This is a genomic window from Sphingobium phenoxybenzoativorans (assembly GCF_001757355.1).
In the GTDB taxonomy this organism is placed as follows: domain Bacteria; phylum Pseudomonadota; class Alphaproteobacteria; order Sphingomonadales; family Sphingomonadaceae; genus Sphingobium; species Sphingobium phenoxybenzoativorans.
The window spans coordinates 1-13,833 of sequence record NZ_MINO01000086.1 but is presented as its reverse complement, the minus strand read 5'-3'; the positions used below and the strand labels follow the sequence as shown (position 1 = coordinate 13,833).

The following is a 13,833-nucleotide window of genomic DNA, read 5'->3' as shown; positions in this document are numbered from 1 at the left end:
TCGCGCAGCTGCTTCTGTCGATGAAGCTGCCCAGCTTGCTGCCAGCCATCGAAGCCGCGATTGCTGATGGGAACGCCGTTGTCGTCCAACTGGTCTCGACGGCAGAAGCCATGCTCAACCGCCGGCTTGCCGACCTGTCTGAAGAGGAGCGCGAAGCTCTCGAGATCGACCTCTCTCCGCGGGAATATGTGATCGACTATCTCACCAAGAGCTTCCCCGTCCGCCTGATGGCCGTGTTTACCGACGAAAATGGCAATCCTCGCTCCGAGCCGATGAGTGACGAGCATGGCGCTCCCGTGCTCTGTCGCTCTGCGCTTGCCGCACGCGACCGGATGATCGAGCAGCTCTGCGCCTTGCCGCCCATCGCCACAGCCCTCGATGCCATCATCGAACGCTTCGGCGTTGACCAGGTGGCCGAAGTCACCGGTCGCACACGTCGGCTGATCGTCGGCCGCGATGGTCGCCAGAAACTCCAATCCCGCTCGCCGCGCGCCAATGTGGGCGAAACCCAGGCCTTCATGGACGGTGACAAGCGCATCCTGGTGTTCTCCGATGCCGGGGGAACGGGGCGCAGCTACCATGCTGATCTTGCCGCCAGGAACCAGGCCCGCCGCGTCCATTTCCTGCTCGAGCCGGGTTGGCGGGCTGACGCCGCAATCCAGGGGCTTGGCCGGACCAATCGCACCAATCAGGCATCGGCCCCGCTCTTCAGGCCCGTGACGACAGATGTGCGCGGCGAGCGCCGCTTCATCTCTACGATCGCGCGGCGCCTGGACAGTCTTGGTGCTCTTACGCGCGGGCAGCGCCAGACCGGCGGGCAGAACCTGTTCGATCCCGCTGACAATCTCGAAAGCATCTACGCCAAGGAGGCGCTCCATCGCTGGTTCGGCCTGTTGTTCACCGGCAAGCTCGAAGCCGTCAGTCTCGGGCGCTTTCAGGAGCTGACAGGTCTCCGGATCGAAGCGCCTGATGGTTCGATGGTCGATGACCTGCCATCGATCCAGCGGTGGCTCAACCGCATTCTTGCGCTTCCCATAGCCCTGCAGAACGCGATCTTCGACGAGTTCATGGGGCTGGTCGAAGCGCGCATCGATGCCGCCCGGCAGGCCGGCACGCTCGATCTCGGCCTCGAGACGATTGCAGTCGAGGACTTCGCGGTCCTGTCCGACACGTTGTTGCGAACAGATCCGGCTTCAGGAGCGACCACCCATCTCCTCGAACTGGAAATCGCCAGAGCCTTGAAGCCACTCACACTGAAGCGGCTCGAGGAGCTTCACGGCATCACCGGGCAGCGGCAGCGGCCGGTTCGGAACGCACGCTCAGGTCGAGTCGCCTTGCTGGTGCCCGCCCGAAGCATCCTTGCCGATGACGGTACGCGCGTGACCCGCTTCGAATTGCTGCGCCCGCTCAAGCGCAGTCACATCACCGAGGATCAGTTGGCGGAGAGCAGCTGGGAGGATATTGCCATCGACACCTTCCGCGATGCCTGGTCAACCGAGGTCGCGGAGGCGCAAACCAGCCACAAACGCGAGCGCCTCTATCTTGCGACCGGCCTCCTGCTGCCGGTCTGGGACAAGCTACCGTCCGATTTCGTGAGGGTGAGCCGCATCTCGGCAGCAGATGGCCGTTCGCTCCTCGGCCGCGAGGTTCCCGCCCATTGTGTGCCCGAACTGTGCCGAGCGCTGGGTCTGGAGCGCGAGCAAACGCTTTCCGCCGACGACATTGTCCAGACCGTCCTGGCAACGGGCAGGGCTCTGGAGTTCGCGGGCCGAGAGCTCATCATGGTCAAGCGCAGCCTGGTCAATGGCTCACAGCGAATTGAGCTTACGGGATGGAGTGCAGCTCGCCTCGACTGGTACAAGGCGCAAGGCTGCTTCACGGAGATTATCCGTTACCAGACGCGCCTCTTCGTGCCGATCGAAGGCGCCGCGAGCGTGATGGCCAGACTGGCATCATCGGTATAGCTCCTTGCCAAATGGCCCCATTTGGCCTATATGATGCCATATGGAGAACTGCCATGCTGGCCCTGCAACCCGTTGATACTGCCGTTACCGCCTTCCGTCCCGATCCGATTACCCAGGACGAGGCAGCTGCCATGTTCCGGGCAGTCCTCAATCTGTTCGGCAAATGGGAGCTGACCGACGAGCAGGCGGCAACGCTGCTCGACATGCCGGTGCGCTCTTATCGCCGATGGAAGGCGGAAGGTCCCGGGCGCGTTTCGCGTGATGGGCGTGCGCGTCTCTCCAACCTCTTAGGCATCCACAAGGCGCTTCGGATCATCTTCTCTGAAGCAACGCGTGGCTATGCCTGGATCAGGGTAGCGAACGACGCGTTCGACGGAGCCTGTGCGCTCGACGTAATGCTGGGAGGCGAGCTCACCGACATCATGCGAGTGCGTCGCTATCTCGACGCCGAGCGCGGTGGCTGGTGAGCGAAGCGATAGATATCCCGGTTTCCCGAGTTGAGTGGAAGGGCGCTGTCAGGATCATACGCAGCGCCTTTCCGCCGATCGACCTGTTCGAGGATATCGCTGACCCGGCCGACTGGCCGCTGCTGATCTCGGCGGAGCAGAAGACCAATCCGCGCATCATGGCGACGATTGGCAATCTCGACCTCGTTCCGGTTGGCCGCCGCGTCGGTGGCAACGGCGCCTCCTACCTCATGGCGCCATTCACCCACATTAGCACAGATCGGCCAAGCCGGTTTACAGATGGCAGCTACGGCGTGCTGTATGTTGGGGGCCGTTTTGAAACCGCGCTATTCGAGACGATCCACCACCATGCCCGCTTCATGGTACGGACAAAGGAAGCGCCGGGATGGACCTCGCAGTTCCGCGAAATCGTCATGGCGGTCGATGCAGAACTGCATGATCTCCGACCTCAGGCGGGGGAGCCAGTTCCGGCGCTCGATCCCGACAGCTACACCGCATCCCAAGCGCTCGCGCGGCACCTCAGGGGCGCGAGATCGAACGGGATTGCCTACCCGAGCATCCGGCATCCCGGTGGGGAATGCGTCGCGCTCTTCTACCCAGACTGCGCGTCGAACCCCCTACAGGGGCGGCACCTCGACTATCACTGGGATGGCGCGCGGGTTGACCTCGTGCGTGATGCCGGATCAGGGACGGTTTTCCGTATCGTCGATTTGCCGCCCGATCCTGTCTGACCGCATAGACTGGGTTTCCGGCCGAGTGCTGTAGAGTCTCCGAGCGCAAATGATGGCCAGCAGGCTCATGCCTGCGAACCAGCCTTCACGAGTTCATGAAGGGCTTTGTCCGGCGACACCGGGCCCTTGTACAGCGGGCTACATGGTGTTTCCGCTAGCTTGGCGGAGATTGCCAAGAGGTCGTCGTCATCACCCTTCTCATAGGCATAGGCAGCCAGCCAGAATTCGGCCTGCCTAACGAATTCATTGAGGATGCCCACGACACTCCGGTTCGCGGTCTTTGCATATTGGACCTTGTCCATCTGCCAAACTTCCTGAGCGATGAATTCGCTTGGGACGCCGTGCTCCTTCAGAACCAGCACCAATTGTGAGGGGAATCTTCGAGCAAGCGTGGCCGCCGGGGCCAGCGGCATAAGCACGGGAAGCAGCGTGCGCTCAGAAACCAGCAACGCCACCTGCGGCTTGAACCGCGCCGGGTTTGCCGGAGGCTCCAACTCCTGAGAAGGTGGAGCCTATATGAGCAAGACAACGAACAAGTTTGCCCCGGAAGTCCGCGAGCGTGCGGTGCGGATGGTGGTCGATCACGAGCGCGATTATCCGTCCCGCTGGGCGGCGGTGGTGTCGATCGCGGAGAAGATCGGCTGCGTTCCGCAGACGCTGCATGAGTGGGTGAAGAAGGCTGAGGTCGACAGCGGCAGGCGTACTGGCGTGCCGACCGAGGTAGCCGACAAGATGAAGGCGCTGGAGCGCGAGGTCCGCGAGCTGCGCCAGGCCAACGAGATTCTGCGCAAGGCGTCGGCATATTTTGCGCAGGCGGAGCTCGACCGCCCGTTCAAGCGATGATCGCGTTCATCGACGATCACCGCGATGCCTATGGGGTCGAGCCGATCTGCCGCGTCCTGCCGATCGCCCCATCTACCTATCACGAGCGCATCGCGAAGCGACGGGATCCGGCGCGCCTGTCGGCGCGGGCGCGGCAGGATATGGCGCTCAAGCCTGAGATCGCGCGCGTATTCGCCGAGAACTTCGCGGTCTACGGCGTCCGCAAGGTCTGGCGGCAGATGACGCGAGAGGGCTTTCCGATCGCCCGCTGCACGGTCGCGCGGTTGATGCGTGAGATGGGCCTGGCAGGGGTGATCCGTGGCAAGCCCGTGCGCACGACCATCAGCGACAAGGTGGCGCCGTGCCCGCTCGATCACGTCAACCGCAGGTTCTACGCGCCGGCGCCGAACATGCTGTGGGTGTCGGACTTCACCTACGTCGCTACCTGGGCGGGGTTCGTCTACGTCGCCTTCGTCATCGATACCTACGCCAGACGGATCGTCGGTTGGCGGGCCAGCAGGACCGCCCATGCCAGCTTCGTCCTCGATGCTCTGGAGCAGGCGCTGCACGATCGCCGGCCTGCTCATCGCGGCGGCCTCATCCATCATAGCGACCGCGGGTCGCAATACGTGTCCATCAAGTACACCGAGCGCCTCGCCGAAGCCGGGATCGAGCCGTCGGTCGGCAGCGTCGGCGACAGCTACGACAACGCTTTGGCCGAGACTATCAACGGCCTCTACAAGGCCGAGGTGATCCACAGGCGTGGGCCGTGGCGCAGCTTCGAAGCCGTTGAATATGCCACGTTGGAATGGGTCGACTGGTTCAATCACCGCCGCCTACTCGAACCCATCGGCAACATCCCGCCTGCCGAGGCCGAAGAACAATATTATGCTGCCGCGGACAACATCGATATGGCAGCGTGACTCACAACCCAATGCCTCCGGCAGACCCGGCGCGGTTCAGCTTCCAGAACAGGACGGTGGCATACCGATTGCCCAGTGCGGTGTCACTCTGTCTGGGCTCAGCGATCTCGGGTTTGATCCGATCAAGCAGCTTCTTGGTGCAGTGGAGGTGGCGCATCGCGTCAAATGGATAATGTTATGTGTTCAGCACGTCCATTAACGCGACATGCATTGATCAACGGTCGGGATTGAGCGACCCCCGCTGGGACTTTGCAGCGGTTTGGAATCCAAGCATCAAACAACAGCTTTCGCCACCAACGGCCACCCCAGATATAAAGCCCTTGCTTCGGAAAAAAGTGTTCTTCGATAGCGTTCGCTGAATGCCAACGTGGGGCTCTAAATCGCACGCATAGAATAGCGCTGAAAGGCAGTTATCTCAAACATCGGAAGACGCACCGGCGACCGGAAGATCTCCGATTGTAGGAAATCTACCTCGGCGTCGACCAGATCGGAGGGAACCTCCTTCCACCACGCCCTCGGGCCAAGCGCTCGGTCTGCATTCCATTTGTAACCGCGATGCTTCAAAACGTCCTTCATCTCGAATGGCGCGGCATCCGCGAATATTCGCCAAGTTGGCTGGCGCGCAGTCCTCAAGACGCTGCTGAGCACCCGCTCGCCACTCTTTGGAAGCGTCATCGTCAAAAGCGCAATACCGGCCTCGCAATCATCGACCGCGCGGTGCGCGTCGAAAAAATACTTAAAGCCCGACAAGAGCTCCGACAATCGCCGCCCTTCGACGCCCTCTTCCTTCCAGGGAACATCGCACATCGTGCAGGCCCACGGTTTGGCGGAAAATATGGGGGAGATCCGTTCGACGAGCGGTCGGTCGAACGCGGCATTGTGGGCGATTATGATGTTCGCTTGCTCCACAAATGCTTCGATTGCGGGGATATCCAGCCGGTGACCAGCTACAAGCTCGTCTGTCAGGCCAGTGATTGCGGTTATCTCGGCGGGGATCGGGTCCGCTGGCTCATTGAACTGGTGCAACGGCTGTCCAACCGAAACGATTCGCTCGTCAAGGCCGTATTCGAACGGCGTGACGGAGATTTCGATTATCTCGCTGACGCGAACATCTAGGCCGGTACTCTCAACATCTAGAAACATGCCCGTTCGAGTCTGGACACCGTCGCTCGGCTCGATGCGTTCACTGAGCTTCAGTCGTCGGAGGACCCGAAAATCTCCCGACGCCTCAAGTCGGCGTGCCAGGTCTTCAAGGCAGCGTTCAGAGTCGGTGTTAGTCATCTGTCGCTCCACGTCAGCCGATGCCCCGCGGCGGTTCGTCCTGCATCGAGCGAGGGACGCCAAGCAATGGCTTGTCGCTTTTCAGCGGGTCTTCCCCTTCGACCGGAGCCACCGCACTGTTCGTTCCCGGCAGCCATCGATCATCGACGTACAGCCAATCGACGAGAGCCGGCAATGGAGCCATTGGCGGCATTTCATAGCGTTCGGATTTGAAGGAATCGGTCCGTTTACGGAGCCAGGCAGGATCGTCCGCAAACTCCTCAAGTACGCGAAGCGCCGCCAGCGTTTCTGCGATCGCGGCCTGGTATTCCGGTGACGGTTCCTCATCGCGGGCAGCGACATTCAGCTTCGCCCGCCAGACGGATTCGAGTTCTAGCGCCTTGGCGAGCTTGCTGCGTGCCTCCGCAAAGGTGAATGCTTTCCCTTCGATCGTCCGTGACCGGGGCTGACGCTGCTTGTTTGGATATGCGCCGATGCCGGCATGCCCCCCCTTCTCCGTCGCGAAAAAGATTGGAAGATGCGCGACAAGCCGCAAAGACCGATGCTGATAATGCGGTCGGGGGCGCTGATCCGTCGTTCTTAGCAAGTCCAGGTCGGCAATGACCATAGCCGCTTCGGTGTCGCCTAAGGGGCCGCTGTGTGAATCGCCAAGCTGGAAGATACCCGGAGCCTTGGATCCGTAGGGCGTCTTGATCCCTTCGGTCCGCTTCCACCCGTCGAGGCCAATGAAGCCGCTCTGACCGCAACTCGCATGCGGTACGACGGCATTGCAAAATGCAGTGACCAGTCCGGCAGCCAGATACTGGTTTTGCCCGAAGATATGATAATCGGCCGATCGGGTCGTCATGGCGGGAAGGACAATCAGCGTCCGCTGGAGCGCTTCGCCTCTAAGAAGCGCGCGGTTGGTGTCACCGGCGACCTTGGCTGCGTTGCGAAACGCCGTCCATCGAGCGAACTCGTAAATGTCATTGCTGACATGGTTGAACATTGTCTCGCCGCCCTTGCCTAGGCCGTATCGGTCAGCGAGTTCGTTGTTTTCCTCAATGATGCCGACGAAGTTCGCGCTGCTGGCATGCGGAAACATCTCCGAGCAGACGAGTTCCAATGAGAACGTCCCCAGCTTGAACGGATCCCTTTCGTCGACCAGCAACGGGTGCCATGGCTGGTCGAATGGCGGCCTGATCAATTCGCCGGCCGCAGCGGATGGGTAGCGCTTCTGCCGCGCATAATGCTCCACTTTCACGATCGCGCGGTCATCGACCTTCGCCTGCAGACAGGTCAAAACGGCTGTATGCGCCTCCCAACGGTTGATCCCCGGTGGTAACGGTCCGTCGATGGACGACCTATAGGGGGCCGTCGCGTTATCACTGAAATCCAGGTCGAGTTGCGTCGCATTGGGAACTCTGAAGGTGCCGCACCAAACGGTAATTTGCCGTGGTTGCGTCTTAAGCTGACGTGCGAGCCAGTTGATCGTTTCCGGTCGGAGACTGTATTCCGGGAATACGAGGCCATCGACCTTGAACTCCGCGCAGGCCTTCAGAACTTCCCGGATCAGCGCGCGGCGGCGGTGTTCGGACGTCGAAAGAAATACGCCGCCATTCTTAACGGTTGCCGGGTCAGCTGGCTTGTCACCGGAGGGAGAGACCAAACCTTCGTAAACCCCACCCTTGTGTCCCGGGCTGTAATAGCTGTCGGCAACATCCCATTGGACCAGCGCAACTCGATGCGTGCCGAAATTCTTGGCAACGGAACGATCGCTCCAGGATCGGACGCGCTTTCTGTCGATAAGCGCCAATGCCTCATCCAGCGTAATCAGATCGGACTGCGCGGATGGAACTATGGTATTTTCTAGCGAGGTCGCGGGGTCCTGGCCGGTAGAGGGATCATCTAAAGTGCCTTCAACGATTACCGGAACAGGCATGACTTCCGGCACCGACCGGCGCTCCGCAGGAGATGACTCAGTCTGGAGTGATCCTCCGAATGCGGCCTCGCCAAGCTTGCGCGAAACGAGATGCAGGCCAAGGATTTGATCGCCGCGGCGCGAGATCGAATACGGGAAGCGCATCCGGCTGCCGACCGGATAGGCCTCCATCGAAGCGCCACGTTCGCCTCGCACATAAGACACATCAATCTGCCACTCGGCAAGGCTGACGGAACTGCCGTCGGCCAGGCGCATGATCGGACGGTCGGCTTGGCTGTCGCCAGTTCGGGGATTCGACCAAGATATTTCATCGCTAACGCTGATTGCCGTCGAGTCGGTGACTTGCCGCAGAAGCGATGGCAGATCGGAGGGACGTTGCAGAAGAAGTTGCTCGAACACGTCCCACGGCCAATTGGGGGCGTTCGCGGTCGCTTCCGAGCTGCTAGCAAAATACCGCAGGAGGCCTTGGAGCGCAGCTTCAGCACCGGCAGGTCCAGAATGTATCTGCCATAGGGTCGGGCGGGTAAAATTGCCTAGCTGGCGTACGGGCACGACTTGGATGAGTATAGCGACCAGCACGACCCAGCCGGACGGCGTGATCTGGTCGCGTACGAAATTGAGCCCCCCGCGTTGGCCTAGAACCACTTGGCAGAACGCGCGCACGACCCTGGTAACCTGAATGGCGAGACTGGGGTCGGTGGTTGCCGACCCCTCATTGATCATGATTAGATCAAGGCCCACGATGTCCGATACCCAAGCAAGATCAAACTCGGCATCGGCGAGAAGGTTAAGCGAGTCCTCGGGCAAGCCGGCCGCGATTTCAAATGCTAGCGCCCGCAGATCCGCGATTGCAGCGAGTGTTTCAGCACCTGCTTCCAGCGCATTTAGCGAGTCCGCGGCGTCGCCAGGGATGTTTGTGCCCGCATTCCCGATTGCCACTGACAGTGTCTGCCAAGCCGCGGCGCTACGTCGGTGCGGCAGCGAGTGCGGGGTAGTGATGTCCCAGTGCTTAGCAGCTTCAGGAAGCGCGCGGCTCACCCTTCTGGTCGCTCGAGCAAGAAGCTCGGCTGCATTACCGTTCGAAGTAAGGTCGTCGAGCGCATTTATGCGCTCGCTCATGAACATTCCTTCAGAGACGGCTGCGACCAAGCAGGACGCCGCTTCGGCAGCGGTGCCGGCACGATCGAAATTCTCGAGCAACGCCAGGGCGCGGCGGATGCGCGTAGGGATCGGATTATCTGGCGCACCCTCGCCCGGCCCCCACCGATCGGCCCCAGAAAGCCGGGGAAGCACGCGCGCGACGATAGCTTCTCGCCGATGGAAATCCTCATCCAGCGCAGTTGCGGCCTGGGCATCCATCCCGGCGTCATCGTCATGGGATGGCTCGGCGCGGTTACAGGCGTCCCGCACGGCCCAGCCATAGCGCCACAAGTCCGCTCCATCCGAGTAAACGCCGCGCGCCTCCAGCGAGGGCCCGACACGGACGAACGCGTGGCCGTCGACGCTTGACCGAGGCGCCGGCCATGAAATTAGCTGCACGCTCGAAAAGTCGATAACGTCATCTGCGATGTTAGCGAAGAATGAGAACGCTGTCGGGACTGGCACACGTTCGGCATCGAGATTGAGTTGTTGCGCGAACAGGGTGAACCCGGCGCGGTAGAGATTTGCGATTTCTGCCGGCGACCATCTCCGGTCATTCTCGACTAACAGTCTGCAGCCTGCGGGGAGTGTCGCTTCTCGCAAGGCGACGCCAGGCACAGTCTGCTCATTCAAATCCGTCCAAGTCACGCCAACCGGCGGGGCTTCTGCTGCGTCGGGCGACGCGAGCAGTAAGCGACCATTAGGACACCACAACAGAATACCGGAGGACTTAAGGCCCGGTGGCGAGGGCAATGGCATCGCGCCCGGCGCGCCAGCAATCAACCGTGTCAACCGTGGTCGACGCGATGCGATAACGCCAAACACGGCGTACGTGACGTTGACCAACGTCGCTGCTGCATCAAGTTCGATTTCGGTCGGAGGCTCTGTACCTCCATCGATATCATTCCCCGGAGCCCAGATGCTTAGGATCGATTGTGTAGCGTTGACGACTTCGTTGGGGTCACGCAGCTCGGATAGCGTAAATGAGCCTGGACCTTCATCCTCACCATGGGCTGCTGCGCGCTGGAGTTCGACCAGTGTCTGATTAAGACGGGAGAAGGCTGCATCCGATGATTGCCCGCTCGCGACAACGAGGGTCGGCAACTGGCGTTCGAACGCGGCGTCGTGCTTAAGAAGTGAATGTAGCAAGCCCTCCGGTAGGGCCTGACCGCCACCTATATTCGGCAGAAGAAACTTGTGCAGGTGCGTGAACTGGAACGTGCGTTCGCGCGGTCCCAGCTGCTCGGCGGCGAGGCAGGCGATAATTCCGATCTGGCAGCGCGTGTCGAAACGTGAAAGCAGCCGGCCATCGTTGCTGCCAAGCAGCAGTGCTTCGAGCGGTGTAAACGGATCGTCAAGTACCGAGGCAGATAAGGTCTGCAGGTTGCGCGCAATGCGTTCGCACAGTTCTTCACCGAATGTGCCCGGAGGAACCGCGAAACGCAACGCCCTGTCTAGGCCCTCCATTGCCGCCAAAGCGATGTCGAGCCGGTCAGTTTCGGTTGCAAGTAGCAATGCGCGGGGTTCGGCCCTGGCGAGTAGCTCTGCAAAGGACGCAGCCAGACTTTCGCCCGAGGTGTCAGTCAGTCTGTCAGACGCGAAGCACCATAGGCGTCGATATGCATTGGCGCGGTCGTTAAACCGGATGTCTGCCGCAGTAAGTGCGATGCTGATCTTGGCGACCCCAATCTCGGCATTTCCCGGATTGTCGAGATCCGGATCAAAGAGAAGACCGAGCGCCGTGCGCCGATCGATTTCGCCTGCGTCGGCAAGCGGGTCCATAGCCTCGGTCGTCGGCAAATCGGCAAGCGGTCCGGAAAAACCGAAACCTGCACGATTGTCGGTGATCCAGCCGCGCGCCTGCGCCCGCGTCATCGGTGGGGGCGTCACATTCTTGCGATTGAGCGACAAACCCTTGAGCGCAATCAGAGATTCAACTTTGCGACGAAGTTGAGCGGCAGTCTCGAAATCCCGGCAGATTATGACAACGTCATCGACGTAGCGGGCGTAGGCGGCCGAGCATCGGTCTTGGTCCTCTGTCTCGCCTTGTTCGGTGTCAGCCTCATTAAGCCTGGCAATCTCGGCGCCCATCATGTCGTCGAGGTCGAAAAGAGCGATATTTGCGAGGTAGGCGGAAAGGTCAGGCCCCTGCGGAATGCCCCGCTTTGCCTCCTGTATAGCTTCCTCGCCGGAAACTGGGTTGAAATAGCGAAGTCCGAAGCTGTGCTGGAGCAAGAACCGGGTGAAAACTTCGGATCGCCCCACCGCATCCGCACGTTCGGAAGGAGCGAGCAAGGGCGCGAACGAACCAATATCGCCATCTGCAAAATTCAGGCAGTGGAGTGCGCGTTCGAGCGGTTGTGCGAGAGCATCGCTGAATATGTCGGATCGAATGTGATCGTAAAAGCCAGTAATGTCGAGGCGCAGGATTTGCATCTCGTCATGACGAAAACGCCTGATACGACCATCGAGAAAATCGATGAACGAGCGCCAACATTCGAAATAGGGTCGAAAGATGCCCTCACGCCTTGGCGGCGTAAGTCCGTTTACGATCGCCATGTCGATCTGGTAGGCAAAGCTCAACGCGGGTTGTCGGCGCCCATTACCGGTCTTGTAGATGCCCCCATCGAGTACACAATCGCGCGCATATCGTATGGCCGGGATGCTGTCCGCAAACCTTGGACAATCGTCGCGGTCCCGCAGCAATTCGATTAGCGCATATTGCTGAAGAATTGCGTCGTGCGCAACGGGTCCGGCCTTGAGCCTGTATTTACCGTCTCCTTTGGGCAAATGCCGCGTCAGGAGCGGGCTCGAAGGCCCGTCCGCCGCTGCCAGCCTCGCCCGATGGATGTGAAAAAGAGGGGACGCAGCGATCGCAAGTCGTTCCCAAGCTTCGTCATCAAGGGGATACTCTCGGCGCGAAGTCGACGAGCGTCCGAGTGTCAGTGCGGTGAGAAGGTCTGAGCGATCGTCTGCAGGATCGCGAAACTGCTCAAGAAGCTGCGGCGCCTGCGACGACGTAGCCTGCCGGCCCCCATAGCTGCTTACCAAGGCCGCGAACTGAGCCAGGCCAGAATGTTGATCTGCGATTGGTAATGTGGCGATGATCCGCGCCCAGTCCAGGTCGCGCAGCGAATATGCGACGCTTCGGGCAATCGATGCGAGCCGGAGGCGGTTGACCGACGACCAATCTAGCTTGGAGGGCTCTGTCCCCAATCGATAAGCTGCAAGAAATTCAAGTGGCCCAGCGCCCGCTGCCGCTAGCAGATCCCGCGCCGTTTCAGAGGATTTACCGCGCAAGTAAGTGTCGGGATCAACCTTAGCCACGGTTCCCGCCGGTGTGGAGATGACTGTCAGATCGAATGGATGACCATGTTCCAATAACTTGAGGAGATGCAGCACGGCATCGTACGCACCGCGCTTGCCGGCATCATCCCAATCGAAAAAGATGTAAAAGCGGAGCTCGCCATCAAATTCGGCAACTAATTCCTGAATTCGGATAATGCGTTCGATCTGGCCCGGCGTGATCTGCGCGCCGAGAACGCCTAACGCATGAAGACCCATCTGTTCGAGACGGAGGACATCAAAAATTCCCTCCACAAGATATATACTAATGACTTCACGCCGGCCAGTAAGACGCATGTCCTGAAGTGCCTTGAGCAGGCGTCCTTCGCCATAAAGCGATTTCCTGCGAGGAAAGTCGTATGAATAGAGATATTTTGGTTTTTGATCGTCAAGCGCGCGCGCAGCGAAACCGACAATCTCGCCCTGCGGCCCGTCGATCGGAAACACGATGCGACTGCCGCTAAAGAAGCCGCGCAACTTTGGTCCGTAGAGATCAGCGACCTGGTCACCGGCATCGTCGCGTCGAAGCACGCCTGCCTCGACGAGCTGCTCCTCAATCGTGCGGTCGGCTCTCGCGCGTTTTATCAGATCGTCGAGACTTGATTTTGCCGCGCCTCTTCTGCGAAGAAAGTCCACATCGAACCCTCGCTCCTCGCAAAAGGCGATGAACTTTGGGTCCGTCGCCGGCATATCATCGAGGCTTCGCGCGAGAAGGGCCGCTCCAGTCGTACGATTGACGACCGGTTGGCGCACAGAACTTATCTCGACACCCTCAATCGAAGCGAGGCGCTGAACCGCCTCCCAAAACGAGACCTTCTCATAATTCTGAATGAGGGAGACGACGTCGCCATGAGCGCCGCAGACGAAACAATGATAATGGTCGCGCTCAGCTCGCCCTACGCCACCGCGATAGAGGTTTAACGACGGATCCTTGTCATCATGGAACGGGCAAATGGCACGGCGCGGTTGCCGGGACCTGCTGTCCACCTGCAGTCCAAGCCGCACGGCGACACTTGCAATATCGGCTTGCTCAATAATCCGAGCAATGTCCGAAGATCCGATTTTAGGTCCGCGAGCCAAAGGATCCCCCCATGAATTCCAGCTTTTTCAATTGAACCCAAGTTATGCTGCTATCATGCGATCCTCAGATTAGTAAGTCACTGAGAAGGCTTTAGACGAATTCAGCGGATGCAACCGGAAGCCATGCATCACTGTAAACTCAGCACGAGGAATGCGAGA

The 13,833-nt window shown here is 60.1% G+C and carries 7 protein-coding genes and 1 other annotated feature; of the genes, 4 read left to right on the top strand and 3 right to left on the bottom strand.

Annotation, left to right across the window (positions count from 1 at the left end; translation table 11 throughout):
* The 3 genes from BHQ40_RS21840 to BHQ40_RS21830 form a co-directional block, all read left to right on the top strand.
* Positions 1–1,964, top strand: a 1,964-nt coding sequence (locus BHQ40_RS21840; RefSeq protein ID WP_253183440.1) for a strawberry notch C-terminal domain-containing protein, incomplete at its 5' end; no start/stop codon positions are given.
* Positions 1,965–2,017: 53 nt separating this feature from the next.
* Positions 2,018–2,431, top strand: a complete 414-nt coding sequence (locus tag BHQ40_RS21835; protein WP_030540641.1) for an MbcA/ParS/Xre antitoxin family protein — start codon at positions 2,018–2,020, stop codon at positions 2,429–2,431.
* Positions 2,428–3,162: an RES family NAD+ phosphorylase gene (locus tag BHQ40_RS21830; RefSeq protein WP_070157907.1), complete on the top strand. Its 735-nt coding sequence runs from the start codon at positions 2,428–2,430 to the stop codon at positions 3,160–3,162. Before BHQ40_RS21835 ends, BHQ40_RS21830 begins: the two co-directional genes overlap by 4 nt.
* 65 nt (positions 3,163–3,227) lie before the next feature.
* Here the strand turns inward: BHQ40_RS21830 and BHQ40_RS21825 are convergent, their stop codons facing one another.
* Entirely contained in the window at positions 3,228–3,656 is a 429-nt protein-coding gene (locus tag BHQ40_RS21825; RefSeq protein ID WP_253183439.1) for a DUF6933 domain-containing protein, read from the bottom strand.
* Between the two features lie 22 nt (positions 3,657–3,678).
* Between BHQ40_RS21825 and BHQ40_RS21815 the strand changes: the two genes are divergently transcribed.
* Positions 3,679–4,907 (top strand): IS3 family transposase gene (locus BHQ40_RS21815; protein ID WP_139139415.1). Its coding sequence is split into 2 segments (ribosomal slippage): positions 3,679–3,967 and positions 3,967–4,907, totalling 1,230 coding nucleotides; the frame shifts between segments, so codons are not numbered across the junction.
* Positions 3,960–4,076, top strand: a sequence feature (AL1L pseudoknot). (Overlaps the previous gene by 117 nt.)
* Before the next feature lie 375 nt (positions 4,908–5,282).
* Here the strand turns inward: BHQ40_RS21815 and BHQ40_RS21810 are convergent.
* Complete coding sequence (locus BHQ40_RS21810; protein WP_070157904.1) at positions 5,283–6,188, bottom strand: 3'-5' exonuclease; 906 nt, start codon at positions 6,186–6,188, stop codon at positions 5,283–5,285.
* A gap of 13 nt (positions 6,189–6,201) precedes the next feature.
* Positions 6,202–13,674, bottom strand: a complete 7,473-nt coding sequence (locus BHQ40_RS21805) for a CHC2 zinc finger domain-containing protein (protein ID WP_083277102.1) — start codon at positions 13,672–13,674, stop codon at positions 6,202–6,204.
* Between the last annotated feature and the right edge of the window lie 159 nt (positions 13,675–13,833).